Origin of the sequence: Thiohalorhabdus denitrificans, assembly GCF_001399755.1 — a bacterium.
In the GTDB taxonomy this organism is placed as follows: domain Bacteria; phylum Pseudomonadota; class Gammaproteobacteria; order Thiohalorhabdales; family Thiohalorhabdaceae; genus Thiohalorhabdus; species Thiohalorhabdus denitrificans.
In genome coordinates, this window is the sequence record NZ_LJCP01000005.1 from 71,452 (window position 1) to 97,949 (window position 26,498).

A 26,498-nucleotide genomic window follows, 5' to 3' on the forward strand; every position below is an offset into this window, starting at 1 on the left:
AAACGGCAATCAGGCGCGGGAGGACCCCACGCCTGATCGCGGCCGGTTACGGCGACGTTACCTTACTGGTTCTTCTTGTCCTGGTCATCGCCTTCGGTGAACTCCGCGTCGATCACGTCCTCGTCGGAGCTGGAGCTGGCCTGCTCTTCGCTAGCCCCGGCGGTCTGCTCGGCCCCGGCCTGCTGATAGGCCTGCTCGGCGAGCTTGTGCGAGGCCTGGGCCAGCTTCTCCATGGCCTGGTCGATGGCCTCCTTGTCCTCGCCTTCCATGACCTGCTCCAGCTCGGCGATGGCCGACTCGATGTTCTGCTTGTCCTCGTCACTCACCTTGTCGCCGTAGTCCTCCAGGGACTTGCGGGTGGAGTGGATGAGGCTGTCGGCCTGGTTGCGGGACTCCACCAGCTCGCGCTGCTTCTTGTCCTCGTCGGCGTGGGCCTCGGCATCCTGGACCATCTGCTCCACTTCCTCCTCGGAGAGGCCCGAGCCGGCGCGGATCTGGATGGACTGCTCCTTGCCGGTGCCCTTGTCCTTGGCGGAGACGTTGAGGATACCGTTGGCGTCGATGTCGAAGGTGACCTCGATCTGCGGCACACCGCGCGGCGCCGGCGGGATATCGCTGAGGTCGAAGCGACCCAGGGACTTGTTGCCGTTCGCCATCTCGCGCTCACCCTGCAGGACGTGGATGGTCACCGCGTTCTGGTTGTCCTCGGCGGTGGAGAACACCTGCGAGGCGCTGGTGGGGATGGTGGTGTTCTTCTCGATGAGCTTGGTCATCACCCCGCCCAGGGTCTCGATGCCGAGCGACAGCGGCGTAACGTCCATGAGGAGGACGTCCTTGACGTCGCCGGCGAGCACGCCGCCCTGGATGGCCGCGCCGATGGCCACCACCTCGTCGGGGTTGACGTCCTTGCGCGGCTCCTTGCCGAAGAACTCCTGGACCTGCTCCTGGACCTTGGGCATGCGGGTCTGGCCGCCCACCAGGATGACGTCGTCGATGTCCTTGGCGGAGACGCCGGCGTCGTTCAGCGCCGTCTTGCAGGGCTCGATGGACCGCTGCACCAGGTCCTCCACCAGCGACTCGAACTTGGCCCGGGTCACCTTGATCTCGAGGTGCTTGGGCCCGCTCTGGTCGGCGGTGATGAACGGCAGGCTCACCGTGGTCTGCTGGCTCGAGGACAGCTCGATCTTGGCCTTCTCGGCGGCGTCCTTGAGCCGCTGCAGGGCCAGGCGATCGCTGCGCAGGTCGATGCCCTCGTCGGACTTGAACTCGTCGGCCAGGTGGTCCACCAGACGCAGATCGAAGTCCTCGCCGCCGAGGAAGGTGTCGCCGCTGGTGGCCATCACCTCGAAGGAGGACTCGCCCTCGATGTCGGCGATGTCAATGACGGAGATGTCGAAGGTGCCGCCGCCGAGGTCGTAGACCGCCACCTTCCGGTCCTTGGCCTGGCCGCTCTCCTTCTTGTCCAGGCCGTAGGCCAACGAGGCCGCGGTGGGCTCGTTGATGATGCGCTTGACCTCGAGCCCGGCGATGCGGCCGGCGTCCTTGGTGGCCTGGCGCTGGGAGTCGTTGAAGTAGGCCGGCACGGTGACCACCGCCTCGGTGACTTCCTCACCCAGGTAGTCCTCGGCGGTCTGCTTCATCTTCTGCAGCACCATGGCCGAGATTTCCTGCGGGGCGTACTTCTTGTCGTCGACCTGCACCCAGGCGTCGCCGTTGTCGGCCTCCACGATCTGGAAGGGCACCTGCTCGATGTCCTTCTTGGTGGTGGGGTCGTCGAAGCGGCGGCCGATGAGGCGCTTGATGGCGTACAGGGTCCGCTCCGGGTTGGTCACGGCCTGCCGCTTGGCGGCCTGCCCAACCAGCCGCTCGCCGTCCTCGGTGAAGGCCACCATGGACGGCGTGGTGCGGTCGCCTTCGCTGTTCTCGATCACCCGCGTGCGCTCGCCTTCCATGACGGCGACGCAGGAGTTGGTGGTTCCCAGGTCAATGCCGATGATCTTACCCATGGCCTAATCCCCTTGGCTTAAATTCGGAAATACAGATTCGGTTCGGTGGAACGGCGCCCCTACTCGGAGCCGCCCTCCCCCGCGTCGTCTTTCTGGCTACTGTCCGGCCGCACGGAGACCTCCACCATGGCCGGCCGTACCAGACGGCCGTTGAGCAAATAGCCCTTCTGCATGACGGAGACCACTTGGTTGGGGTCCCCCTCGGTCTCTACGGTGGTCATGGCCTGGTGGTAGTTGGGATCGAAGGGCTCCTCCACGGGGTGGACCTCCTCGACGCCGTGCTTGGCAAGCACCTCGTTGAGCATATCGAGGGTCATGCTGACGCCCTTGTGGAGCTTCTGCGCGCTGTCCGCACCCTCCACTTCGACCTGGAGGGCCATCTCCAGGCTGTCCTTCACCGGGATCAGCTCCTTGAGGAAGCCCTCCAGGGCGAACTTGCGGGACTGCTCGGCGTCCTTCTCCGCCCGGCGGCGCGCATTCTCCCCCTCGGCCCGCTCGCGCAGGACCTGGTTCCAGTAATCGGTGACGGTGGCCTCCAGCTCCTGGATCCGGCCCTTCAGGGTCTCGGGATCGTCGGGCAGGGGCTCGCTCGCGGAGGACTCGGCCTCCTGCGGCTCGGGCTCCTGGTCCGGGAAGTGCTCTTCACCCTCGTTCTTACGGCTGGAGTCGGTCATTGCTCCCTCGTTGGTCGTAGGCACCCTTCGGTCAACCCCGAAGCCGTCCGATCGGGCGGCTTCTCGGATTAGTTGGGGGTCCGGAGCGGGGGTTTCAACCGGGACGGGCGAATTTTTCACGAAAAAACCGATCCTGGAGGATCGGTTTCGGGGAATCGGCGGGGCGCGGCCCGGGTCTCAGGCGGAGTCCCGCATGCCGGGCGGGGTGTTCTGGGACAGCACCGAGGAAAGCTGCCGGGCCGTGCAGTCCACGAAGGGGATGGTGGAGGCGTAGTTCATGCGGGCCGGCCCGATCACCGCCACGGTGCCCAGGCCGTCGTCCTCGGTGGTGTAGCTGGCGGTGACCACGCTGCAGTGCTCGAGGGCCTCGTGCCCCACCTCCTCGCCGATCATGAGCTGCACCCCCGAGCCGCCCTCCGGGGGCGTCTCCAGCACGCGGGTGAGCTCCTCCGGCTCCTCCAGCACCTCGAACAGCTCCCGCAGGCGGCCGTCCTGGGCGAACTCCGGGTAGTCCAGGAGGTTGCCCTGGCCCTCGATGAAGAGCTCCTCGTCCTCCTCGTAGTCCAGGGCGGACCAGCCGATCTCCGCGGCAAGGGCCTCCAGGGATCCGGGCGCCCCCTGGGCCTCGGCGGCCAGGGCGCCCTTCACCTCCGTAAGCAGGCGGCCCTGGAAGCGCTCGTTGAGGTAGTTGGCCGCGCGCTCCAGCTCCGACTCGGAGATGGGCCGGCCCGCCTCGACGATGCGATTCTGCACGATGCCGGTGGTGGTCACCAGGATGGCGAGGATGCGCACTCGGGACAGGGTCAGGAACTGGATCTGCCGGAAGCGCCCCTGCGCCAGCCGCGGCACCAGCACCAGGCCCACGTAGTGGGTATGGCCGGAGATCAGGCGCCCCACGGCGTGGTAGAGCTGGTAGATGTCCGAGGCCTGCTGGTAGAGGCTCTCGCGGATGCGGGCTTGCTCCTCCGAGCCCAGGGGCCGCATTTCCAGCATGATGCCGACGAACAAGCGGTATCCCCGGCTGGTGGGCACCCGTCCCGCGCTGGTATGGGGGGAATGCACCAGCCCCATCTCCTCCAGGTCGGCCACGATGTTGCGCACCGTGGCCGCGCTGACCTCCAGCCCGGACTCGCGAGCCAGCACCCGGGAGCCCACCGGCGCGCCGGTCTCGATGTACAGGCGGACCAGGGTCTTCAGAACCTGTTCGGATCGGGCGTCCAGCTCGGAATGCAAGCGCGCCTACCTCTATCTGCCTTGGGTCCCCCGTCGGCGCCGGAAGCTAGCAGCCGCATCGCGAGAGTGTCAATTGAAGGCCCAGGGGGCCATGGACAGTTTTATACCTTATTTTCCGCTTGCAGGACAGGCCGCCCGCCGAGGCCCCGCTTGGCGGGCGACGGCCCCCATGCTAGGTTGATCCCACCGCGCCGGGATGGTTCCCGGCGCCCCCTTCCCCACAGACGGCGAACCCGAACGGTGCAGGCGCAAAACTTCCAAACCGTCGGCCTGATCGGCAAGTACGGCGACCCCCAGGTTAGCGAATCCGTGGCCCATCTGGTGGAGATGCTGGCCGCCGAGGGGGTGACCGTGCTGGTGGAGCGCGCCACCGCCGGCTCGCTGCCCACCGGCGCCGCCCAGGAGCCGGCCAGCCTGGCGGCCATCGGCAACCGCGCCGACCTGGCCATCGTCGTGGGCGGGGACGGCACGCTGCTGGGGGCGGCGCGCCATCTCTGCGAGTTCGAGATCCCCATCGTGGGGGTGAACCTGGGCCGGCTGGGCTTCCTTACCGAGACCAGCCTGGCCAACATCGAGGACAGCCTGGAGAACCTGCTGGCCGGGGCCTACCAGGTGGAGGAGCGCATGATGCTGCACGTCCGGGTGCAGCGTCAGGCCGGGGACCTGGCCGTGGAACGCGCCTTCAACGACGTGGTGATCCACCGCGGCAACATCGCCCGCATGGTGGAGATGCAGACCTACGTGGACGGCCTGTTCGTGTTCTCGCAGCGCTCCGACGGGCTGATCGTGGCCAGCCCCACCGGCTCCACCGCCTACGCGCTGTCCGCCGGGGGCCCCATCGTGCACCCCTCCATGCGAGCCTTCACACTGGTGCCCGTGTGCCCCCACACCCTCACCAACCGGCCCCTGATCCTGCCGGGCCACAGCCACATCGAGGTGCTCCTGACCAACAATCCCGGCGAGGTCCAGCTCACCCTCGACGGCCAGACCAACTTCGCCCTGCAGGACGGCGACCGCATCCACGTGCAGCGCGACGAGCACACCGTCCACCTGCTCTCGGACCCGGGCCGGAGCTACTTCGACGTCCTGCGCGAGAAGTTCAGCTGGGGAGAGCGGAATTGAGATCGGTTGGGGGCCCGGCCCTTCCCCCTCCCGCCGCGGCGGAACAGGCCGGGGAGCCGGGGCCCCACCCCCACTACTAGACGGCCGGACCCTTTCCAGCAAACGGGCGGGCGATATGCTCCAACACCTCTCCATCCGCAATCTCGCCGTCATGGCGGCCTGCGATATCGAGCTGGGTCCTGGATTCACCGTGCTCACGGGTGAGACCGGGGCCGGCAAGTCCATCCTGGTGGACGCCCTGGGGCTGGTGCTCGGCGACCGCGCCGACCTCGACCAGGTGCGCGGCGGCACCGAGCAGGCGGAGATCACCGCCGCCTTCCAGCTGCCCGCCGACAGCCCCGCGCGGGGCCTGCTGCGCGAGCAGGCACTGGAGGGCGACGACGGCGAGTGCATCATCCGCCGGGTGCTGGCCCGTGAAGGCCGTTCCAAGGCCTTCGTGAACGGCCGGCCCACCCCCGTGCAGACCCTCAAGGAGCTGGGCCAGTGGCTGGTGGATATCCACGGCCAGGGCGAGCACCACACCCTGCTTAACGGATCCACCCAGCGCGACCTCCTGGACGCCTTCGCCGGTGCCACGGAGCAGGCCGGCTGGGTGGCCGAGGCCTGGCGGACCTGGCGGGCCGCGCAGGAGAAGCTGGGGGAGCTGGAGCGGAGCCAGGGCGAGCGGGAGGAGCGCCGCGAGCTGCTGCGCTTCCAGGTAGGCGAGCTGGAGGAGCTGGCCCTGCAGCCGGGGGAGACGGAGCAACTGGAGGCCGAGCGCGCCCGGCTCGGGTCCGTTCACCGCCTGATGGAGGGAGCCCAGGGCCTGGTGCAGCTCCTCTACGAGGAAGAGGGCTCCGTCTCCGAGCGGCTGGGCCACGCCCAGGCGGAGCTGGAGGGCTTGGCGGAAACCGATCCCGAGCTGGCCGAGGCCCGCGACCTGGTGGCCAATTCCGCCGCCCAGGCCGAGGAGGCCGCCGAGGCGGTGCGCGGCTACCTGAACCGCCTGGAGGCCGACCCCGAACGCCTGGAGGTGGTCCAGGAGCGGCTCGACACCGTCTACCAGCTCTCCCGCAAGCACCACGCGGATCCCGAGGAGCTGGTGGACCTGGCCGGCCGGCTCCGCGCCGAGCTCGACGAGCTGGAGGAGCTCGGCCCCCGCCTGCAGGCGGCCCGCGAGGAGGTGGAGCGCACCCGGGGGATCTACGCCGACGCCGCGGCCGACCTCAGCCGCATGCGCAAGGCGGGGGCGGAGAAGCTCGCCGAGCGGGTCACCGAGGAGATCCAGGTGCTGGGCATGCCCGACGCGGCCCTGGAGGTGGCGGTGGATACCGCGGAGGATGCCGAGGAAGGGGGGGGCCACGGCATGGACCGCGTGGAGCTGCGGGTGCGCACCAACCCCGGCGAGCCGCCCCGGCCCCTGGCCAAGATCGCCTCGGGCGGCGAGCTGTCCCGTCTGTCCCTGGGGATCCAGGTGGTCCTGGCCCGCCACACGGAAGTGCCCACGCTCATCTTCGACGAGGTGGACGTGGGCGTCTCCGGGGCGGTGGCGGAGAGCGTGGGCCGCAAGCTGCGGACCGTGGGGGAGCGCAGCCAGGTGCTGGCGGTGACCCACCTGCCGCAGGTGGCCGCCCAGGGCCACCACCACCTGCGCATCTTCAAGGAAACGGACGCCGAGGGCGCCTACACCCGGGTGGAGCCGCTGACCCGCGAGGAGCGGGTGGAGGAGATCGCCCGCATCCTGGGCAGCCGCAACGTCACCGACTCCACCCGGGCCAACGCCCGGGAGATGCTGACGGAAGCGGAGACCGCCGAATCCTAGTCCCTGGCCCGCGCCTGCATCCCCCGGGGCCGGCGTTAGCGGACGGTTGCCCGTGCCGGGCCCGATCCGAAATCGCCCGCTAAGGCCGGCTCCCGCGGCGGGCGCCTACCCCTCCTGCTTCTCCCGGAGGCAGTCGGCACAGAGGCCGTAGAGCTCCATGCGGTGGTCCGTGAGCCGGAAACCGTGCTCCTTGGCCACCTCCTGCTGCAGGCGTTCGATCTGCTCGTTGTAGAACTCCTCCACCCGGCCGCAGCGGACGCAGACCATGTGGTCGTGGTGCTTGTTCTCGTCGAGCTCGAAGAAGGCGCGTTCGCCGTCGAAGTGGTGACGCTTCACCAGGCCGGCCTGCTCGAACTGCGTCAGGACGCGGTAGACCGTGGCCAGGCCCACCTCCTCGCCGGCGTCCAGCAGGCTGCGGTAGACCCCCTCGGCGGTGAGGTGGCGCTCCTCGGAATCCTCGAGCAGTTGTAATATCATCAATCGCGGCCGCGTCGCCTTGAGGCCGGCCTGCTTCAGATCGCTGGTTTCCCGGCTCATGCACCCGCCTCCTTACTCGGGAAGCCACCCGGAATAAAATCGGGAATCAGTTTCGTTCCGTATTGTATACCTGGGGGGTCGGTTACGCGAAAGCCGGCCCCGGTCCCACGCAGGGAGCCTGCCATGCCTAAAGCCGACCCCGCGTATCCCCCTCGCCTGCTGCCCGCGCTCGGGCTCTGGCTCGTCCTCCTACTGGCCCTGAGCGGCTGCGCGCGGATGGAGGTGGAGCAGGGGAACTACCTGACCAAGGCGCAAGTGGAGGGCGTGGAGCGCGGCATGAGCCAAGCCGCGGTGCGCCGGTCCCTGGGCGAGCCCCTGCTGCGGGACCCGTTCCGGCCCGACCGCTGGGACTACGTCTTCCTGCTGACTTCGGAGGCGGGGGAGCGCACCTACCGGCGGCTGACGGTCTTCTTCAACGAGCGGGGACGGGTGGAGCGCCTGGAGCGGGCCGGGAAGGACTTCCCCGAGGGGTAAGACCGGGGAGCTGCGGGGCGCCCCGCCGGGGACGTTTCCGGCCCTTGCGGCCTAGGGGGCGTAGCCCGGCGGGGCTCCGGGGTTACTCTCCTTCCCCGGTGGAACCGGAGCCGTCGCCTCCCGCGTCACCCTTGTCCTCTTCCCCACCTTCGGCGGACTTGCGCTTGCGGGTGCGCGCCTTCTTGGGATCCGCCTGGAGCGGCCGGTAGATCTCTACCCGGTCCCCTTCCCGCAGTTCCTGGTCGTCCTTCACGGGCTTGCCGAAGACGCCGAGCTTCTTCCCCTCCAGCTCCAAGTGGGGGAACTTCTCCAGGATCCCCGACATCCGCACCGCCTCCTCGGCCGTGATGCCCTCCGGGGCCTCGAACTCCACCCATTCCTGATGGTCGGGCTCGGCGTACGCCACGCTCACCTGCATCCTTGCTCCTCCTCCGTCCCGCTCAGTAGCGGCCGTAGACCACCTCGGCCCGCTTGCGGAAATCGGCCACCAGGGTATCCACCGCCCGGTGGAAGACCGGTCCCACCATCATGGACAGCATGCGGTTGACGAACTCGAACTGGATGGACATGTGCACCCGGCTCCCCCGGTCCTCCAGGGGCTCGAAGGTCCAGACCCCTTCCAGGAAGCGGAACGGTCCCTCCAGCAGCCGCATCTCCACCAGCTTGGGCCGCTGGAAGGTGTTGCGGGTGGAGAAGGACTTCCGCAGGCCCTTGAACTCCAGGGTGAGCTCCGCCGTCAGGGAGTCCTCTTCCCGGGTCAGGATCCGGCCGTGGCTGCACCAGGACAGGAACTCCGGATAGGACTCCACGTCCATGACCAGTTGGTACATCTGCTCGGCGGTGTGAGGAACGACCTCGCTGCGCTCCAGGGACGGCATAGGCGGACTCTTCCTCCGGTTGGTTGCTTACTCGGATGGGTCCCGGCCGGGCCCGCTCCCTTCAATCGGCCCGGGAGCGCTCCTCCTGGCGCCAGGAGTGTAGATCGATCACCACCGCCACCAGCAGGGTGACCACCAGCCAGCCTACGCCGATCCCCACCACGGCCCAGGGCGAATAGCCCCCGTAGGGCTCCAGGAGCTCCTGGGCCAGGGCGCGGTCCAGCAGGCCGAGAAGCGCCACGGGGATGATGACCTTCAGGCTGTAATCCAGCCAGGAGCGCTGCAGCCACACCCCGGCGATGGAGAGCAGCACGAACAGGCGCGCCAGGAAGGTGCCCAGCCCGTCCTCGGCCTGGTGCAGGCCGAACCAGGTGAAGGCCAGCGCCCCGGTCATGAGCAGGCGCATGAAGGTGCCGTAGTGGCTGCTGAAGCGGAAGCTGCCCGCCCCTTCGATGTGGGAGCCGAGGCGCTCGCCGCCGAACACCCAGCCCACGATGAGGGCCTCCAGCAGCCCCACCAGCACCAGCCCGTAGCTGGTCAGGAAGTGGTCGACGATGTCCAGCCAGGCGATCCCTGCGCCGGTGGTGAACACCATGCCCAGCAGGAAGCCGATGGTGCACAGGGTGCCCACCACCTTGGTGCGGTCCACCTCGTATTTGTCCGAAAGGGCCGAAACGAAGGCCTGGATCAGGGAGATGGAGGAGGAAAGCCCGGCGATGGCCAGCGCGCTGAAGAACAGGACGCCGAACATCGTGGGCAGGAAGGGCAGCTCGCTGATCACCTGCGGATAGGCGACGAAGGCGAGGCCGATGCCGCTGGTGACGACGTCCTCCACCCCCTGCCCCTGCGCCTGGGCCATGAAGCCCAGCGTGGCGAACACCGCCACCCCCGCGAAGATGGCGAAGCCGCTGTCGGCGAAGGCGGTGATCAGGGCGTTGCGGGTGATGTTGGAGCGCTCCGGCAGGTAGGAAGCGTAGGCGATCATGATGCCGAAGCCCAGGGAGAGGGTGAAGAAGATCTGGGTAATGGCCTCCACCCAGACCCGCCAGTCGGCCAGCTTGGCCCAGTCAGGCGACAGGTACCAGGTAAGGCCCTGCCCCGCCCCGGGCAGGAACAGCGACCACACCACCAGAACGATCATGAGCAGGAACAGCAGCGGGATGAACACCCGGATCACCGGCTCCACCCCCGCGCGCAGGCCGCGGCCCACGATGACGCCGTTGATGGCCCAGACGGCGGCCAGGGCCACCAGCACGGTGAGGTTGGGGCCGGTCAGATCGAAGGGCCCACGCAGCCCGTCCTCGGTGGCGGCCCCCAGGAACTCGCCGAAGAAGAAGGCGTTGGCGCCGCCCTCCACGCCCGTCCACGGCTGGTAGAGGGCGAAGAAGATGAAGCTCAGGCACCAGGCGATTACCACGCAGTAGTAGATCAGGATGCCGAACATGGTGAAGCCCACGGCCCACCACCCCACCCACTGGAAGCGCCGGTCGATGCGGAACAGGGAGACGGGGGCCGAGGCCTTCATGTAGTGGCCGATGCCGAACTCCAGCAGGAGCAGCGGGATGCCGACAATGAACAGGGCCAGGACGTATGGGATCAGGAAGGCCCCGCCACCGTTCTCGTAGGTGACGTAGGAGAACCGCCAGATGTTGCCGAGTCCCACCGCCGAGCCGACGGCCGCCATGATGAAGCCCGCGGTGGACTGCCACTGCTCCCGTTGCTCGCTCATGGGCTCGCTTTCCCCTTTTGCCGTGAGCGGCCCCCGCCCGCGGGGCCGAAGAGGTGAGCTGGGCCGCCGATGAGCGGCGGCGCGACAAGCGCGCCCAGCCTACCAGACTTGTCCAGGACGTGCCGGGGGCGGAATTGAGGCCCGTCCCGCTTCGGGGTAGCATGGCCGGCTAAACCGCAGGTCAGTCCGCCGAGAACGGGAGCCCATGGGAGCACCACCACGCCAGATCGCCCAGAACAAGAAGGCCCGCTTCGACTTCCACATCGAGGAGGAATTCGAGGCGGGCATCGAGCTGCAGGGCTGGGAGGTGAAGGCCCTGCGTGCGGGACGGGCGAACATCAAGGAAAGCCACGTCATCATCCACCATGGCGAGGCTTGGCTGGTGGGCGCGCGCATCTCCCCCCTGCCCGAGGCCTCCACCCATGTGAACCCCGACCCCACCCGCACCCGGCGCCTGCTCCTGCACGCCCGTCAGCTCCGCACCCTGATCGGCCAGACCCAGCAGAAGGGGTTCACGATCGTTGCCCTGGACATGCACTGGACCCGGGGACTGGCCAAGGTGCAGATCGCCCTGGCCAAGGGTAAGAAGAAGCAGGACAAGCGGGCTGACATCAAGGAACGCGACTGGCAGCGGCAGAAAGAGCGCATCATCAAGGAGAAGAACCGCTAGTCTCCGCCCGGGAACCGCGGGCGATGGCAAGGGTCCTGTAGGCAGGACGATGCTGCCCGGCCCTGCAGCGGAAGGGGCTCCGGGCCCTGCGGGGAACTTCCCGGAAAGACCCCAGTCTTATTGGGTGAATCCGGCCGAGAGATGGCCCCTTGGGGGCAAGTCTGATAGGCTGGATAACAGCTTGCGAAGGGGGCGATTCTGGATTCGACGTGAACCCGCAAGCTATTGGTGCATGCCGAGGTAGCTGGGTAACCTCGTAAATCCTCCCAGCGGGCAAAGATACCTGCCGACAACGAAGAGTTCGCCGTAGCCGCATAGCCGGCTGCCCCGCTTCCCGAGCTGCCCGTGGCAAGGGATCAAGCGGGTCGACCTTCACGGGATCGCGGTAGCGCCCCGCCCGGGGCCACCTACCGTTAAAGCCAATCCGGGCTAACCGGTCACATCCCCGTCACCCGGGACCGTGATCGGGAAACCAAAGGGTGACTAAGCATGTAGATCCAATAGTGGACGGTTCGCGGACGCGGGTTCGAGTCCCGCCGCCTCCACCAACAAAAAAAGACCGCCCGGGCGCCCGGGCGGTCTTTTTTTGTTCTCGGCGAACTAATGCTCCGGCCAGCCCCCCCTTTCCTCCCGGGTCAGTGCGGCTGCCCCCGCAGCTCGCGGACCGGATGCTCCCCCGCGGGTTGGCTGCGGTATTTCTCCCCCTTGGCCTCCCGGTGCGTGCCGACCTTGCTGGACACGGGGCGGGATTCCCCGCCCGACCAGCCAGAACCGCGGTTCCCCGTGGTTGCGGAGCCGCTCGGGGAAAAGGCCGGGAAGCCATAGGCTCCCGCCATTTGCAGCGACACCCTCAGGGAAGTGGTCGCCGGAACCAGCACTTGCTAGCGCCTGGCGATCACCCAAACGGCGTGAATGATCCCGGGTATGAACCCCAGGAGGGTAAGCAGGATGTTCAGCCAGAAGGCGCCCTTCAGCCCCACCTGGAGAAAGACCCCCAACGGCGGCAGGAGGACGGCGGCGATGATGCGCAGAATGTCCATGGCTATGCTGTCTTCTCGTGCTTCCATCTCTCACTCCTGGGCAATGCCACGGCCTTCATGAAACTTCCTCCCAAGCTGCGGGCCCCTAATGCTGGGGCCTCTGGGCCTTCTCCTGGGTGAAGCTCTCCCCGATCTCGTTGGCCTGCTGATCGTCCAGGATCCCCTGGGCCTCGGGGAAGATCTGGTTTTCCCCTTCGTCCACGTGGGATTCCACGCTCTGCTTGAGCTCGCGCAGCTTGGAAGCCCATTCGGGCGTGGAACGGTCGAGGTGGGTGAGCTCCAGAAGGAGGTTCTCCACCTCGCTGTGCTCCTGCATGGCGTGCTGGGCGTCCCCCTTGCTTTCCGAGTGCTGGCGCAAGGCGTTATAGAAGGTAGCGTCCTCCGCCCGGGCGTGCGCCAGGAGCTCCTCCTTCACTTTGGGGAACAGGGCATCGCGTCGACCGGGATCGCTTTCGGCGATATTGTTCAGCTGCTCCAGCATCTTCGATGTTTCCCGATGATCTTCGGCCAGTTTTTGGTAGATATCCGTCATAACCGTTCTCCTCGTTTGTTTGTTGCACGTTTCCCCCCGAGCCCGTGGGCGGTCTATTGGGGGCAGCCGCACAAACCCTGGCATTTGCCCGCAAGAAGGACCGCCCCGGGAAGCACGGCCAGGGAATCGAACCGGCCTCTGAACCACGTGGGGGGAAGATCCGGCGGAGGGGGTGCCGGGCGCCTGACACCGGGAAGGCAAGTACCGCTTGGGGAAGGGGGCAATAAGGAACGGCCATGGACGCTGGCCCGGAAACGCCGCCGGACCGCGCAGGGGTCCGGGCCACCCACCCGCGGCCGGGCACCGTCCCTTCAGCCATCCGGCAACGAGGCACCCGTGGGGAGCAGGCTGTCCGCGGCCCACCGTGCCGCCTTTTTGCCGGACATGCTGTCCGAGAGCCGAGGGGTGGCCGGACAAAGCGAGCAAAGCCGCCCTTGAAATGGCAACCCAAAATCCGTATACAAGGTACCCTGCAGGGCTCCTTTTGATCCCCGTCAATTCACGGACAGGCCCCTGCGTTTAGCCTGTTTCTTGGTTCACCCATATATAGAGCTGTATCGCACCATGATCGACCATGCTTTCCCTGCGCTCCGCATCCGCGGCAGGAACCTTCTCCCCATCATTCAAGGCGGCATGGGAGTGGGCGTCTCCGCCCACAACCTGGCAGGCACCGTCGCCGCCGAAGGTGCGGTGGGAACCATCGCCAGCGTGGACTTGCGCCAACTGCACCCGGACCTGCTCGCCGCCGACAAGCGGAGTCGGGACGTGGATGCCTACACGGCCTCCAATCTTGTGGCGATCGACCGCGAGATCCGCGCGGCCCGGGAGATCGCCGGCTCCGAGGGCTTTATCGCGGTGAACGTCATGCGCGCCCTGCGCGACTACGCCGAGCAGGTCCGCCAGGCCTGCGCCAGCGGGGCCAACGCCATCATCATGGGGGCCGGCCTGCCCCTGGAGCTGCCGGCGCTCACCGCCGACTACCCCGACGTGGCCCTGATCCCCATCGTCTCCGACGGGCGGGCCCTCCGGATCACCCTGAAACGCTGGAAGCGCCAGAACCGCCTGCCGGACGCCGTGGTGGTGGAGAATCCGCGCTACGCCGGCGGGCACCTGGGCATCGCCAGCGTGGGGGACGAGAAGGACCCGCGCTACGACTACCCCACCGTCCTCCCGGAAGTCCGGGCCACCCTGGCCGAGTTTGGCGAGGAGGCGGCCCGCATTCCGGTGATCGCCGCCGGCGGCATCAACGGGCCCGCCCGGCTGGCCGAGGTCATGGAGCTGGGCGCCTCCGGTGCCCAGGTGGGCACGCCCTTCGCCGTCTCCGCGGAAGGCGATGCCCACCCCAACTTCAAGCAGGTCCTCCTGGGCGCCGATCCCGCAAGCGACACCACCACCTTCATCAGCGCCGCCGGCCTCCCCGCACGGGCCGTACGCACCCCCTGGCTGGACCGCTACCTCGGGCTGGAGGAGGACCTCCTGAACCGGGCCTCCCCCGAAACGGCCGTCTGCCCCACCTTCGTGGAATGCCTCTCCCACTGCGGCTTCAAGGACGGCAAGCCGGCCGCGGGGCAGTTCTGCATCGAGACCCGGCTGGCCGCGGCCCAGAAGGGGAAGGTCAGCCAGGGCCTGTTCTTCCGCGGGGGCGCCTCCCTGCCCTTCGGCGATCAGATCCGGCCGGTGCGGGACATCCTGTGCCACCTCCTGGATGCCACCATCCCCCAAGAGCCCGCCATCGCCACGCCCTGAGGAATACCCGACCAAAAAAATCGGACCATTAGTATTGCATTGGAAACTAAATAGGACTAGATTAGTCCTAGTTCACCGGCAGGGCCAATGGAGCGGCACCGGATGCTACGCATCAGCAAGATGACCGATTACGGCACGGTGGTCATGACCCACCTCGCCAAGAACCCCGAGCAGCGCTTCAGCGCCCGGGAGCTGGCGAGCGACCTGCATATCGGCGTGCCCACGGTGAGCAAGATCCTTAAGGTCCTGGAGCGGGGCGGTCTGCTGGTGGCCCAGCGGGGCAAGAACGGCGGCTACTCCCTGGCCCACGACCCCGGTGAGATCTCCGTGGCCCAGGTGATCCGGGCCATGGAGGGCCCCATCGCCCTGACCGAATGCGCCAGCGACGCCCTGCAGTGCGACCAGGAGCAGTCCTGCTCGGTGCAGAGCAACTGGCAGCGCATCAACCACGCCATCATGCAGGCCCTCGAGGGGGTCTCCGTGGCGGAGATGACCGAACCGATCTCTGTGCAGGGGGTGCAGACGCGCACCCTGGAATTCCTGGGGGTGGCCGAGGGCGACCCCCTGGCCCAGACGGAATAAACGACCCGGACCCGGTCCGGAGGGATTTCCCAATTTCCGGGATGGAGGCAACCATGGCGTCTTCGAGCCAGATCGACGAAGTTCTCAATCGGGGCTACACCCCCGGCTTCTATACCGACATCGAAGTCGATGCGGTCCCTCCGGGACTGAACGAGGACATCATCCGCATGATCTCGGCCAAGAAGGAAGAGCCCGAGTTCATGCTGGAGTGGCGCCTCAACGCCTACCGTCATTGGCTGGAGATGACCGAGCCGCGGTGGGCCAACATCCGCCACCCCTACATCGACTATCAGGACATCGTCTACTACTCGGCCCCCAAGTCCATGAGCGACGAGGACCGGCCGCAGTCCCTGGACGAGGTGGACCCCAAGCTGCTCGAGACCTACGAGAAGCTGGGCATCCCGCTGGACGAGCAGAAGCAGCTCGCCGGCGTGGCCGTGGACGCGGTGTTCGATTCCGTGTCGGTGGCCACCACCTACAAGGAGAAGCTGGCCGAGGAAGGCATCGTATTCTGCTCCTTCTCCGAGGCCCTGCAGGACTACCCGGAACTGGTGGAGAAGTACCTGGGCACGGTGGTTCCGCCCGGGGACAACTACTTCGCCGCTCTGAACTCGGCGGTGTTCTCGGACGGCTCCTTCGTCTACGTGCCCAAGGGCGTGCGCTGCCCCATGGAGCTGTCCACCTACTTCCGCATCAACGCCTCGGAGACCGGCCAGTTCGAGCGCACCCTGATCGTCGCCGACGAGGGGGCCTACGTGAGCTACCTGGAGGGCTGCACGGCGCCCGCCCACTCCAAGAACCAGCTGCACGCCGCGGTGGTGGAGCTGGTGGCGGAGAAGGACGCCGAGATCAAGTACTCCACGGTGCAGAACTGGTATCCGGGGGATGAGGACGGCCAGGGCGGCATCTACAACCTGGTGACCAAGCGCGGCGAGTGCCGCGGCGACGATTCCAAGATCGCCTGGACCCAGGTGGAGACCGGCTCCGCCATCACCATGAAGTACCCCTCCGTGGTGCTGCGCGGCGACCGTTCCGTGGGCGAGTTCTACTCGGTGGCGGTGTCCAACAACTACCAGCAGGCGGACACCGGCACCAAGATGATCCACCTCGGGGCGGACACTAAGTCCACCATCATCTCCAAGGGAATCAGTGCCGGCCACGGTCAGAACTCCTACCGGGGCCTGGTGCAGGTGGGCAAGAACGCCGAGAACGCCCGCAACTACACCCAGTGCGACTCCATGCTCATGGGCAACAAGTGCGGCGCGCACACCTTCCCGTACATCGAGACCAAGAACCCCACCGCCCAGGTGGAGCACGAGGCCTCCACGGCGAAGATCGGCGAAGACCAGATCTTCTACCTGACCCAGCGGGGCATCGACCCCGAGGATGCCGTCTCCATGATCGTGAGCGGCTTCTGCAAGGAGGTCTTCCACGAGCTGCCCATGGAGTTCGCCGTGGAGGCGCAGAACCTGCTCGGGGTGAGCCTCGAGGGCAGCGTCGGGTAAAGCAAGCGTCGCCGCGGGCGGCGCCCGCGGAAACCGAAATGGCCGCGGGCCCGCCCCCGGCCGGGAACCGAATCATGGAGAGGACGGCACCGTGCTCAGCATCAAGAACCTGCACGCGAGCGTGGAAGATACCGAGATCCTGAAGGGGATTGACCTGGAAGTGGGCGACGGCGAGGTCCACGCCATCATGGGGCCCAACGGCTCCGGCAAATCCACCCTCGCCGGCGTGCTCGCCGGGCGCGATGGCTACACCGTGGGAGACGGCTCGGTGGCCTTCGACGGCAAGGACCTGCTGGAGATGGAACCGCAGGAGCGGGCCAACGAGGGCCTGTTCCTGGCCTTCCAATACCCGGTGGAGATCCCCGGCGTCAGCAACATCTACCTGCTGAAGTCGGCGGTGAACGCCGCGCGCAAGCACCGCGGCGAGGAGGAGCTGGACGCCATGGACCTGGTGGCCTTCATCCGCGAGAAGATGAAGCTCACCGGCATGGGTGACCAGCTCCTCTACCGCTCGGTGAACGAGGGCTTCTCCGGCGGCGAGAAGAAGCGCAACGAGATGCTGCAGATGGCGGTTCTCGAGCCGAAGCTGGCCATCCTCGACGAGACCGACTCCGGGCTCGACATCGACGCCCTGAAGACCGTCGCCGATGCGGTGAACCAGCTGCGCGACGAGAAGCGCTCCTTCATCCTCATCACCCACTACCAGCGCCTGCTGGATTACATCGTCCCCGACCAGGTGCACGTGCTGTACAACGGCCAGATCGCCAAGTCCGGCGACGCCAGCCTGCCGCAGGAGCTGGAGAAGACCGGTTACGCCTGGCTCACCGGCGCCGAGCAGGCGCCCGCCGAGGAAGCGGTACAGGGGCAGTAAGGCCATGAGCGAGCAAACCGAGATCGTCGACCGCTACACCGCCCTGTTCGAACAGGGCCGCGAGCGGCTCCCCGGGGCGGACGCGGGCTGGGTCGCCGAGCGGCGGCGCGCGGCCATGAACCGCTTCGCCGAGACGGGCTTTCCGGCGCCGCGCAACGAGGAGTGGAAGTACACCTCCCTGCGGCCGCTGGAGAAGCGCGCATTCGCCCTGCCCGAGGCGGAGGCCCCCGGCCTGCGGCCGGAGGAGATCGCCGAGTACACCTTCGACGAGCCCGCCGCCCTGCGGCTGGTGTTCGTGGACGGCGTCTACTCGCCGAGCCTGTCCCGCCCCGCCGATCTGCCCGAAGGGGTGGTGGTGCGGCCCATGAGCGAAGCGCTGGGCGAGCCCTCCGAGGTCCTGCAGCGCCACCTGGGCAGCTACGCCGACCCGGAGGGCACGCCTTTCGTTGCCCTGAACACCGCATTCATGGGCGACGGCGTCTACGTCTCCGTTCCGGCCGGCGTACAGGTGGAAACGCCCATCCACGCCCTGTTCCTCACCAGCGCGGGCGCCGACGGCGTGGGCCCCCACTACCGTAATCTGGTCGTGGCCGAGGAGGGCGCCTCCGTGACCGTACTGGAAGACTTCGTCGGCCTCGGCGAGGGCGCCTACTTCAACAATACGGTCACCGAAGCGGTGGCGCCGAAGGACGCCCAGGTGGAGGTCTACAAGCTCCAGCAGGAGGGGCCCGGCGGCTACCACGTGGCCACCTTCGAGGGCTACCAGGGCGAGAACAGCGTCCTGACGCACCACAACATCGCCCTGGGCGGCCGGCTGGTGCGCAATGACGTCAACGACGTCCTGGACGCTGAGGGTGCCCTGGTGAACCTCAACGGGCTGTACCTGGGCGACGGCCGCGAGCACGTGGATAACCACACGCGCATCGACCACCTGAAGGCCAACGCCGAGTCCCGGGAGTACTACAAGGGCATCCTGGACGGGCGCGCCCGCGGCGTATTCAACGGCAAGGTGGTGGTGCAGCCCGAGGCCCAGGGCACGGAATCCGACCAGCAGAACCGCAACCTGCTGCTGTCCCGCAACGCCGAGGTGGACCCCAAGCCGGAGCTGGAGATCTTCGCCGACGACGTCTCCTGCACCCACGGTGCCACCGTGGGCCAGCTCGACGAGGACGCGCTGTTCTTCCTGCGCTCCCGCGGCCTCGGCTACGAGGACGCCCGCAACCTGCTGATCTTCGGCTTCGCCAACGAGATCATCGAGCGGGTGCGCATCGAGCCGGTGCGGGCGCGGCTGGAAGAGCGGCTGCTGAAGCGGCTTCCGCATACCGAAGCGATGGAGGAATGAGCGTGGCCGTGGAAGAGATGCGCAGCCAGGCGGAGCAGGTGACCGACGCCGACGCCGACCGCTACCGGCAGGACTTCCCGTGCCTCCAGCAGGAGGCCCACGGCAAACCGCTGGTCTATCTGGACAGCGCCGCCACCAGCCAGAAGCCCCGCGCGGTGATCGACGCCATCAGCCGGTTCTACGAGACCAGCTATTCCAACGTCCACCGCGGCGCCCACCTGCTCTCCGAGCGGGCGACCGAGGCCTACGAGGGGGCGCGCTCGCGGGTGGCGCAGTACATCGGCGCGGCCGATCCCCGCGAGATCGTCTTCGTCCGCGGCGCCACCGAGGCGATCAACCTGGTGGCCGCCAGCTACGGGCGGGCCAACCTCCAGGCGGGCGACGAGATCCTGCTCACCGAGATGGAGCACCACTCCAACATCGTCCCCTGGCAGCTGATAGCCGAGCAGACCGGCGCCGTGATCCGGGTGGTCCCCATCAGCGACGACGGCGAGCTGATGATGGACCGCTTCGACGAGCTGCTCAGCGAGCGCACCAAGCTGGTGGGGGTGGGCCACGTCTCCAACGCGCTGGGAACCATCAACCCCGTCAAGGAGATCGTGGACAAGGCCCACGCCCAGGGGGCGGTGGTGCTGGTGGACGGCTGCCAGGCGGCACCGCGCGTGCCGGTGGACGTGGCCGAGCTGGGCTGCGACTTCTATGCCTTCTCCGGCCACAAGCTCTACGGGCCGAGCGGCATCGGCGTGCTCTGGGGCCGCCACGAGCTGCTGGAGGCCATGCCCCCCTACCAGGGCGGCGGCGAGATGATCCAGCGGGTGACCTTCGAGCACACCACCTACGCCAAGGTGCCCCAGAAGTTCGAGGCCGGCACCCCCAATATCGCCGGCCCGGTGGGCCTGCACGCGGCCATGGACTACGTCACCGCCATCGGCCTGGAGGGCATCCTCGCCCACGAACGCGACCTGCTGGCCTACGCCACGGACGCCATCCAGGAGGTCCCCGGGGTGCGCCTGATCGGCACCGCCGCCGAGAAGGCCGGGATCCTGTCCTTCGTCATGGAGGGCATCCACCCCCACGACATCGGCACCATCCTGGACAACCAGGGCATCGCCGTGCGCACCGGCCACCACTGCGCCCAGCCGGTGATGGACCGCTTCCAGGTGCCGGCCACCACGCGGGCCTCCTTCGGCCTGTACAACACCCGGGCCGACGTGGACGCCTTCATCCGGGGCCTCCACGAGGTGCGGGAAATCCTCGGCTGAGGGATCCCCGATGCGGGAAGCACCACTCAACCACCCGCGGCACAGCCGTTCCGGAAGGAGCTAGAGTCCCATGGCGGACGTTCGCGACCTCTACCAGGAAGTGATCTTCGAGCACAACAAGAACCCGCGCAACTTCGGGGTCCTTGCCGACCACAACCGCCACGCCGTGGGCCACAACCCCCTGTGCGGGGACCAGCTCACGGTCTACCTGATGGTGGACGACAACGACGTGGTCCAGGACGTGAAGTTCGAGGGCTCCGGGTGCGCCATCTCGGTGGCCTCCGCCTCCCTGATGACCCAGATCCTCAAGGGCAAGTCCAAGCAGGAGGCCGACGAGTTCTTCCAGGCCTTCCACGACGTCTGCACCAAGGAGCGGGAGGCCGAGGACGTGCCCGATCTCGGCAAGCTGGCCGTGCTTACCGGGGTGCGCGATTTCCCCTCCCGGGTGAAGTGCGCCACCCTGGCCTGGCACACCGTCCACGCCGCCCTTGAGCACGACGAGGAAGGCGCCAGCGTTACCACCGAGTAACGTCCCCGTGCCGGTGCTGCCGGCAGCGGGCCAACGGCTGCCTGAGGAGCGAGCCCGATGAGTGAACCGCGTGAACAACCCCAGGAGATCCGCCCCCACACCAAGTCCAAGCGCTTGGAGATCGAGTGGGGCGACGGGCACATCTCCGATTTCCCCTATAGCTTCCTGCGGGAGAACGCCCCCTCCCTGCCCGACCGGGCCGACGCCTCGGGGATCGATATCACGGACTTCCAGCCCGTGGGCCACTACGCCATCCAGATGACCTTCGACACCGGCGAGTCGGCCACCTACACCTGGGAGGCCCTGCGCAATAGCGACCCCACGGACGAGGCCAACGCCGGCGACGAGGAGGAGGTGGATCTCTCCGAGCTTCCGGAGATCGAGGAAGACAAGATCGTCGAGGCCCTGCGCCAGGTCTACGACCCCGAGATCCCGGTGAACATCTACGACCTCGGCCTCATCTACAACCTCGACACCCACCCCAATCACAAGGTGGACGTGAAAATGACCCTCACCACGCCGGGCTGCCCCGAGGCGGCCACCTTCCCCGGCAAGGTGGAAGCGGCCGTGAAGTCGGTGCCCGGGGTGGTCGACGCCGAGGTGGAGCTGGTCTGGGATCCGCCGTGGACCAAGGACCACATGTCCGAGGACGTGAAGCTGGCTCTGGGCATCTGGTAATACAGCAGAAGATCAACCGCCAAGTACGCCAAGGGCGCCAAGAACGGCAACCAAATTGCTCCCGGACTGGTTTTCGGGAGCTATCACAGTGGCCGGGTGGCGCCTTTCCGTCGGATTGCGTTGGTTTCTCTTCGTTGTCTTGGCGATCTTGGCGTCCTTGGCGGTTCGATGTCTTTCCCATCAGAGGAGACAACCGCATGGCCGACTGGGTCGAGGTGGGCGCCACCGAGGACCTTCCGCCGGGATCCTACACCTCGGTGGACGTGGACGACGTGCAGATCGCCGTGTTCAACTGCGGCGGCACCTACTACGCCATCGAGGACGTCTGCACCCACGACTACGGGCAGCTCACCGGCGGCGAGATGGAAGACTGCCGGATCGTCTGCCCGCGCCACGGCGCCAAGTTCGACGTCACCTCGGGCGAGGCCCTGACCCCGCCGGCCTACGAGCCGGTGGAAACCTTCCCCGTTCAGGTGGAGGACGGCAAGGTCTACGTCGCCGACGATCGTTGGGACTAGGAAACTGGTGGGTCCGAGGGGGCGCGGAGCGGATGCCGCCGGGGCGGAGCCCGACCCCGGACCGAAGCTAAGGCCTTTTCCTCCGGGAAAAGGCCTTTCTTTTCAGGAGGTTTAGCCATGAGCGACTGGTGGCAGGTGGCCCGAATCGAGGACATCCCGCCGGGCTCGGTGGCCCGGGTGGAGGCCGATGATGTCCCCATGGCGGTGGTGAACCTGGGCGGGGAGCTCTACGCCCTGGCCAACCTCTGCACCCATATGGAGGCCGAGCTCCACGAAGGCGAGCTGGACCCCGACGGCGAGCTGGAGTGTCCCGTCCACGGGGCCCGCTTCGATGTACGCACCGGCGAGGCCCTGACGCCCCCGGCCTTCGAGGCCCTGGAGACCTATCCGGTCCAGGTGGCGGACGGCCTCGTCTACGTACGCCCCGACCCCGACGACTGACCCCCGCCCATGGTGGCCCCGGACCGCATCCAAGACCTCCGTCCGGGCCCGCCACGCCCCGGCCGCTACGTCCTCTACTGGATGCAGCAGGCCCAGCGCGCCTCCGACAACCCCGCCCTCGATCTGGCCGTCCACCGCGCCAACGAGCTGCACCTGCCGGTGGTGGTCGCCTTCGGCCTCACCGCGGACTACCCCGAGGCCAACCTGCGCCACTACACCTTCATGGTGCAGGGGCTGGCGGAGGTGGGCGCCCACCTCCGCCGACGGGGCATCGCTTTCCTCCCCTTCCACGACGCCCCGCCCCAGGCCGCCCTCCGGTTGGCGGAAGGGGCCGCCCTCCTGGTCTCCGACCGGGGCTACCTGCGCCACCAGCGGCAGTGGCGCCGGGAGGTGGCCGACCGCGCCCCCTGCCCGGTGGTGGAGGTGGAAACGGAGGTAGTGGTCCCGGTGGAGATCGCCTCCCCGAAGGCCGAGACGGCGGCCCGTACCCTGCGCCCCAGGATCGAGCGCCAGCGGAAGGAGTTCCTGGCGGAATGCCCCGCCGTGGACCCCAACCTCTCCGCCCGTCCCCTCGACCTCCGGGGCGACTTCGACCCGGAGGACGGCGAGGCCCTCCTCCGGGACCTGCCCCTGGACCGCTCGGTGGCGCCGGTCCCCGCCTTCCGGGGCGGTTACCGCGAGGCACGCCGCCGCCTGGACCGCTTCCTCCGGGAAGGGCTCCCGGGCTACGCCCGCCGCAGCAGCGACCCGGTGGCGGAGGCCACCTCCCACCTGTCCCCCTATCTCCATTTCGGTCAGATCGGCGTCGGGGAGGTGGCGCGGGCCGTCCAGGGGGCGGAAGCCCCCGCGAAGGACCGGGAGGCGTTCCTGGAGCAGCTCATCGTGCGCCGGGAGCTGTCCATGAACCACGTCTGGTACCGTCCCGACTACGACGCCTACACCTGCCTCCCCGACTGGGCCCGCCGCACCCTGGCCGAGCACGCGGACGACCCCCGCGACCCCTGCTATTCCCGGGAGCCCCTGGAGGCCGCGGAGACCGCCGACCCCTACTGGAACGCCGCCATGATCGACATGCGCACGCGGGGCTTCATGCCCAACTATATGCGCATGTACTGGGGCAAGAAGGTACTGGAATGGATGGCCGACCCCCAGACCGCCTTTGCCACCCTCCTGGCGCTGAACAACCGGTACTTCCTGGACGGGCGGGACCCGAACGCCTTCGCCAACGTGGCCTGGTGCTTCGGCCTGCACGACCGGGGGTGGCCGGAGCGGCCGGTTTTCGGCAAGGTACGCTACATGAACGCCCGCGGGCTGCGCCGCAAGTTCCCCATCGAGGACTATGTCCGGCGGGTATGGGACAACAGCGACCCGGAGACGCCATGAGCCCAGAGGTGCGCAAGAACGTCTCCCGCGGAGCCACCTGGATCCGCGGCCTGTACATGCTGCTGTTTGCCCTGATCTTCAACCTCGCCGAGCTGGTGCTGGCGGCGGTGGCCCTGTTCCAGTTCGCCGCCCACCTGCTCGCTGGGAAACCCAACACGCGGCTCCGGGACTTCGGGGCGAAGCTGGGCGCCTATCTGCAGGAGATCGCGGCCTTTCTGACCTACGCCAGCGAGGACCGGCCCTTCCCTTTCGCGCCCTGGCCGGGCGGCGGCGAGTCCCAGCCCGTCAGCGGGGACCACGGGGATGAGGCACCCGAGGAGAGCAGGGGGAAGGTCGGGGACGAGGGCGACGCGGGCGGCGGGGAGCCCAACGAGGCCGGGGTGCGCTGACCTTCGGCTACCCCCCGGAACGGAAAAGCCCCGGCTCGGAAAGCCGGGGCTTTTTGCTGGATCAACCCGCCCTTGGCGAGCTCTTTCCCGTCAAACGCCGTAATACGCCCGGTACCAGGCCACGAACCGTTCGATGCCCGTTTTCAGGGGCGTTTCCGGCGAAAAGCCCACCGCCTCCTGCAGGTCGGCCACGTCGGCGTAGGTGGCCGGCACGTCGCCGGGCTGCATGGGCAGGTAGTTCTTCGCCGCCTCCATACCCAGGGCGTCCTCCAGGGTGCCGATGAAGTCCATCAGCGAGACGGGGCTGTGGTTGCCGATGTTGTAGACCCGGTAGGGGACGTAGGAGCTGCCCGGGTCGGGGGCGTCGCCGGTCCAGTCGGGGTTGGCCGTGGCGACCTGGTCGGCGGTGCGCACCACACCTTCGACGATGTCATCGATATAGGTGAAGTCCCGCCGCATCTCGCCGTGGTTGTAGACGTCGATGGGCCGGCCCTCGAGGATGGCCTTGGTGAACATGAACAGGGCCATGTCCGGGCGCCCCCAGGGGCCGTAGACGGTGAAGAAGCGCAGCCCGGTCATGGGGGTGCCGTAGAGGTGGCAGTAGGTGTGGGCCATCAGCTCGTTGGCCTTCTTGGTGGCCGCGTACAGCGACACCGGATGGTCCACGTTGTGGTGCACCGAGAAGGGCATGGTGGTGTTGGCGCCGTACACCGAGCTGCTGGAGGCGAACACCAGGTGCTCGACGTCGTGGTGGCGGCACCCCTCCAGGATGTTGAGGAAGCCGGTGAGGTTGCTGTCGGCGTAGGCGTGGGGGTTCTCCAGGCTGTAGCGCACCCCGGCCTGCGCGGCGAGGTGGATCACCCGATCCGGCTGGTGGCGCGCGAAGACCTCGGCCACCGCCTCGCGGTCCTCCAGGGAGACGCGGGCCTCGGTGAAGCCGGGCTGGTCGCTGATGCGCCCCAGGCGGTCCTCCTTGAGGCGCACGTCGTAGTAGGGGTTGACGTTGTCCAGCCCCACCACTTCGTCGCCGCGCGCGAGCAGGCGCTCGGCGACGAAGTTGCCGATGAAGCCGGCGGTTCCGGTTACCAAGAAGCGCACGGGCCTAGCCCTCGCCCGCGGTGGTCTGGGGCCGGCCGATGGCCACGTGGGCCAGGCCGTGGGGGGCCAGGACGGCCGGGTCGTAGATGTTGCGGCCGTCGAAGATCACCGGGTCCCTCAGGGTGGCGGCGATGTGGTCGAAGTCGGGGCTGCGGAAGGGCTTCCACTCGGTGACCAGCACCAGGGCGTCGGCGCCCTCCAGGGCGGTGTAGCGGTCGTCCACAAGGGTGAGGTCAGCGCGCTCGCCGTAGATCCGCCGGCATTCGTCCATGGCCTCGGGGTCGTGGGCGCGCACGGTGGCGCCGCGTGCCCACAGCCCTTCCATGAGCCGGCGCGCGGGGGCCTCGCGCATGTCGTCGGTGTTGGGCTTGAAGGCCAGTCCCCACAGGGCGAAGGTCTTGCCGGTAAGGTCCTCGCCGTAGCGCGCCACGATCTTGCGCTCGAGCACGGTCTTCTGCTCGGCGTTCACCGCCTCCACGGCCTGCAGCATGCGCGCGGTGTAGCCGTGGTCGCGGGCGGTGCGCTCCAGGGCGGCCACGTCCTTGGGGAAGCAGGAGCCGCCGAAGCCGGCGCCGGGATAGATGAAGGAGAAGCCGATGCGGGGGTCGCTGCCGATACCCTGGCGCACCATCTCGACGTCGGCGCCCACCCGTTCGCAGAGGTTGGCCACCTCGTTCATGAAGCTGATCTTGGTGGCCAGCATGGCGTTGGCGGCGTACTTGGTCATCTCCGCGGAGCGCACGTCCATGGTGATGACGCGCTCGTGGTTGCGGTTGAAGGGGGCGTAGAGCTCGCGCAGCAGGGCCCCGGTGCGGACGTTGTCGCAGCCTAGGATGACGCGGTCGGGCTTCATGAAGTCCTCCACCGCCGCGCCTTCCTTGAGGAATTCGGGGTTGGAGACGACGTCGTATTCGAGGTCCTGGCCCCGCGCCGCCAGCTCCTCGCCCACCGCCGAGCGCACCTTGTCGGCGGTGCCCACCGGCACGGTGGATTTGTCGATGATCACGCGGTAGTCGTCCATGCGGGCGCCGATGCCCCGGGCCACGTCGAGCACGTAGCGCAGGTCCGCCGAGCCGTCCTCGTCGGGCGGCGTGCCCACGGCGATAAACTGGAACAAGCCGTGGTCCACGCAGGTGTCCATGTCCGTGGTGAACCGCAGCCGCCCGGCCGCCACGTTCTCGGCCACCAGGGGCTCCAGGCCCGGCTCGTAGATGGGCACCTCGCCGCGCTCCAGCGCCGCGATCTTGTCCGCGTCCACGTCCATGCACACCACGTCGTTGCCGGCCTCGGCCAGGCACGCCCCCGTCACCAGCCCCACATAGCCCGTGCCGACCACGGAAACCTTCATTCCAACCCCCGCGTTGCTTGCCTCGGATGCTCCGGGACGAACCCCCGGCTCGTCCATGAAAACCCTGATCGCCGCGCCGCCCCCTTGACCCCCCACCCGCCCGGTGCTAA

27 protein-coding genes, 1 other RNA gene and 1 pseudogene are annotated in these 26,498 nt (G+C 67.9%); 18 read left to right on the forward strand and 11 right to left on the reverse strand.

The features are described 5' to 3' along the window. Positions 1-62 precede the first annotated feature (62 nt). The 3 genes from dnaK to hrcA all read right to left on the reverse strand — a co-directional run bounded on the left by dnaK (position 63) and on the right by hrcA (position 3,913). Positions 63-2,006 carry a molecular chaperone DnaK gene (gene dnaK / locus AN478_RS00795; protein ID WP_054964720.1) on the reverse strand — a complete coding sequence of 648 codons (1,944 nt, stop codon included), beginning with the start codon at positions 2,004-2,006 and terminating at the stop codon, positions 63-65. Positions 2,007-2,065: 59 nt separating this feature from the next. Then, positions 2,066-2,680 (reverse strand): nucleotide exchange factor GrpE, encoded by a 615-nt coding sequence (gene grpE / locus AN478_RS00800; RefSeq protein WP_054964721.1) that lies wholly within the window; start codon positions 2,678-2,680, stop codon positions 2,066-2,068. Positions 2,681-2,857: 177 nt separating this feature from the next. Further along, complete coding sequence (gene hrcA, locus AN478_RS00805; RefSeq protein ID WP_054964722.1) at positions 2,858-3,913, reverse strand: heat-inducible transcriptional repressor HrcA; 1,056 nt, start codon at positions 3,911-3,913, stop codon at positions 2,858-2,860. A 240-nt stretch (positions 3,914-4,153) separates the two neighbouring features. Here hrcA and AN478_RS00810 point away from each other — a divergent pair, with 240 nt between their 5' ends. Beyond that, positions 4,154-5,035 (forward strand): NAD(+) kinase, encoded by an 882-nt coding sequence (locus AN478_RS00810; protein WP_054964723.1) that lies wholly within the window; start codon positions 4,154-4,156, stop codon positions 5,033-5,035. A 115-nt stretch (positions 5,036-5,150) separates the two neighbouring features. Then, the gene (recN, locus tag AN478_RS00815) at positions 5,151-6,836 is read left to right on the forward strand and encodes a DNA repair protein RecN (protein WP_054964724.1); all 1,686 of its coding nucleotides are present in this window, start codon (positions 5,151-5,153) and stop codon (positions 6,834-6,836) included. 105 nt (positions 6,837-6,941) lie between these two features. Here recN and fur read toward each other — a convergent pair whose 3' ends face one another. Then, a complete protein-coding gene (gene fur, locus AN478_RS00820) occupies positions 6,942-7,373 on the reverse strand; it encodes a ferric iron uptake transcriptional regulator (RefSeq protein ID WP_054964725.1) in 432 nt (143 codons plus the stop codon). A 123-nt stretch (positions 7,374-7,496) separates the two neighbouring features. Here fur and AN478_RS00825 point away from each other — a divergent pair, with 123 nt between their 5' ends. Next, complete coding sequence (locus tag AN478_RS00825) at positions 7,497-7,847, forward strand: outer membrane protein assembly factor BamE (protein WP_054964726.1); 351 nt, start codon at positions 7,497-7,499, stop codon at positions 7,845-7,847. A gap of 82 nt (positions 7,848-7,929) precedes the next feature. On the opposite strand, the gene AN478_RS00830 is transcribed toward AN478_RS00825, so the two are convergent. The 3 genes from AN478_RS00830 to AN478_RS00840 all read right to left on the reverse strand — a co-directional run bounded on the left by AN478_RS00830 (position 7,930) and on the right by AN478_RS00840 (position 10,454). Beyond that, positions 7,930-8,265: an RnfH family protein gene (locus tag AN478_RS00830; RefSeq protein ID WP_054964727.1), complete on the reverse strand. Its 336-nt coding sequence runs from the start codon at positions 8,263-8,265 to the stop codon at positions 7,930-7,932. A gap of 22 nt (positions 8,266-8,287) precedes the next feature. Then, the gene (locus AN478_RS00835) at positions 8,288-8,725 is read right to left on the reverse strand and encodes a type II toxin-antitoxin system RatA family toxin (protein ID WP_054964728.1); all 438 of its coding nucleotides are present in this window, start codon (positions 8,723-8,725) and stop codon (positions 8,288-8,290) included. A 61-nt stretch (positions 8,726-8,786) separates the two neighbouring features. Beyond that, on the reverse strand, positions 8,787-10,454 hold the full coding sequence (locus AN478_RS00840; protein WP_054964729.1) for a sodium-dependent transporter: 1,668 nt from the start codon (positions 10,452-10,454) through the stop codon (positions 8,787-8,789). A 205-nt stretch (positions 10,455-10,659) separates the two neighbouring features. Here AN478_RS00840 and smpB point away from each other — a divergent pair, with 205 nt between their 5' ends. Both smpB and ssrA read left to right on the forward strand, forming a co-directional pair. Next, positions 10,660-11,124, forward strand: a complete 465-nt coding sequence (gene smpB, locus AN478_RS00845; RefSeq protein ID WP_054964730.1) for an SsrA-binding protein SmpB — start codon at positions 10,660-10,662, stop codon at positions 11,122-11,124. Positions 11,125-11,312: 188 nt separating this feature from the next. Next, positions 11,313-11,672, forward strand: a transfer-messenger RNA (tmRNA) gene (ssrA, locus tag AN478_RS13410). 333 nt (positions 11,673-12,005) lie between these two features. Here ssrA and AN478_RS00850 read toward each other — a convergent pair. Both AN478_RS00850 and AN478_RS00855 read right to left on the reverse strand, forming a co-directional pair. Then, complete coding sequence (locus AN478_RS00850) at positions 12,006-12,164, reverse strand: YqaE/Pmp3 family membrane protein (RefSeq protein WP_074471451.1); 159 nt, start codon at positions 12,162-12,164, stop codon at positions 12,006-12,008. A gap of 85 nt (positions 12,165-12,249) precedes the next feature. Beyond that, complete coding sequence (locus AN478_RS00855; RefSeq protein WP_054964732.1) at positions 12,250-12,696, reverse strand: hemerythrin domain-containing protein; 447 nt, start codon at positions 12,694-12,696, stop codon at positions 12,250-12,252. Positions 12,697-13,260: 564 nt separating this feature from the next. Between AN478_RS00855 and AN478_RS00860 the strand changes: the two genes are divergently transcribed. The 13 genes and pseudogenes from AN478_RS00860 to AN478_RS00915 all read left to right on the forward strand — a co-directional run bounded on the left by AN478_RS00860 (position 13,261) and on the right by AN478_RS00915 (position 23,942). After that, positions 13,261-14,442 carry an NAD(P)H-dependent flavin oxidoreductase gene (locus tag AN478_RS00860; RefSeq protein ID WP_054964733.1) on the forward strand — a complete coding sequence of 394 codons (1,182 nt, stop codon included), beginning with the start codon at positions 13,261-13,263 and terminating at the stop codon, positions 14,440-14,442. Between the two features lie 102 nt (positions 14,443-14,544). After that, positions 14,545-15,024 (forward strand): SUF system Fe-S cluster assembly regulator, encoded by a 480-nt coding sequence (locus AN478_RS00865; RefSeq protein ID WP_054964734.1) that lies wholly within the window; start codon positions 14,545-14,547, stop codon positions 15,022-15,024. 53 nt (positions 15,025-15,077) lie between these two features. After that, complete coding sequence (gene sufB / locus AN478_RS00870; protein ID WP_054964735.1) at positions 15,078-16,529, forward strand: Fe-S cluster assembly protein SufB; 1,452 nt, start codon at positions 15,078-15,080, stop codon at positions 16,527-16,529. 91 nt (positions 16,530-16,620) lie between these two features. Beyond that, the gene (gene sufC / locus AN478_RS00875) at positions 16,621-17,400 is read left to right on the forward strand and encodes a Fe-S cluster assembly ATPase SufC (protein WP_054964736.1); all 780 of its coding nucleotides are present in this window, start codon (positions 16,621-16,623) and stop codon (positions 17,398-17,400) included. Positions 17,401-17,404: 4 nt separating this feature from the next. Further along, positions 17,405-18,742: a Fe-S cluster assembly protein SufD gene (gene sufD, locus AN478_RS00880; protein WP_054964737.1), complete on the forward strand. Its 1,338-nt coding sequence runs from the start codon at positions 17,405-17,407 to the stop codon at positions 18,740-18,742. Further along, positions 18,739-20,004 (forward strand): cysteine desulfurase, encoded by a 1,266-nt coding sequence (locus AN478_RS00885; protein WP_143004161.1) that lies wholly within the window; start codon positions 18,739-18,741, stop codon positions 20,002-20,004. The genes sufD and AN478_RS00885 overlap by 4 nt, the downstream gene beginning before the upstream one ends. A gap of 70 nt (positions 20,005-20,074) precedes the next feature. Further along, a complete protein-coding gene (sufU, locus tag AN478_RS00890; protein ID WP_054964739.1) occupies positions 20,075-20,533 on the forward strand; it encodes a Fe-S cluster assembly sulfur transfer protein SufU in 459 nt (152 codons plus the stop codon). Between the two features lie 57 nt (positions 20,534-20,590). Next, positions 20,591-20,830: pseudogene (locus AN478_RS14185) on the forward strand (gamma-butyrobetaine hydroxylase-like domain-containing protein); the annotation flags it as partial. A gap of 57 nt (positions 20,831-20,887) precedes the next feature. Further along, positions 20,888-21,211, forward strand: a complete 324-nt coding sequence (locus AN478_RS13415) for an SUF system Fe-S cluster assembly protein (protein WP_054964842.1) — start codon at positions 20,888-20,890, stop codon at positions 21,209-21,211. A 197-nt stretch (positions 21,212-21,408) separates the two neighbouring features. After that, a complete protein-coding gene (locus AN478_RS00900) occupies positions 21,409-21,729 on the forward strand; it encodes a Rieske (2Fe-2S) protein (protein WP_054964740.1) in 321 nt (106 codons plus the stop codon). A 117-nt stretch (positions 21,730-21,846) separates the two neighbouring features. After that, a complete protein-coding gene (locus AN478_RS00905; RefSeq protein WP_054964741.1) occupies positions 21,847-22,170 on the forward strand; it encodes a Rieske (2Fe-2S) protein in 324 nt (107 codons plus the stop codon). 9 nt (positions 22,171-22,179) lie between these two features. After that, a complete protein-coding gene (locus AN478_RS00910) occupies positions 22,180-23,553 on the forward strand; it encodes a deoxyribodipyrimidine photo-lyase (RefSeq protein ID WP_054964742.1) in 1,374 nt (457 codons plus the stop codon). Beyond that, a complete protein-coding gene (locus AN478_RS00915; protein WP_054964743.1) occupies positions 23,550-23,942 on the forward strand; it encodes a DUF4389 domain-containing protein in 393 nt (130 codons plus the stop codon). The genes AN478_RS00910 and AN478_RS00915 overlap by 4 nt, the downstream gene beginning before the upstream one ends. 90 nt (positions 23,943-24,032) lie before the next feature. Here AN478_RS00915 and AN478_RS00920 read toward each other — a convergent pair whose 3' ends face one another. Further along, a complete protein-coding gene (locus tag AN478_RS00920) occupies positions 24,033-25,040 on the reverse strand; it encodes an NAD-dependent epimerase (RefSeq protein WP_054964744.1) in 1,008 nt (335 codons plus the stop codon). A gap of 4 nt (positions 25,041-25,044) precedes the next feature. Continuing rightward, complete coding sequence (locus tag AN478_RS00925) at positions 25,045-26,388, reverse strand: UDP-glucose dehydrogenase family protein (protein ID WP_054964745.1); 1,344 nt, start codon at positions 26,386-26,388, stop codon at positions 25,045-25,047. Positions 26,389-26,498: the final 110 nt, after the last annotated feature.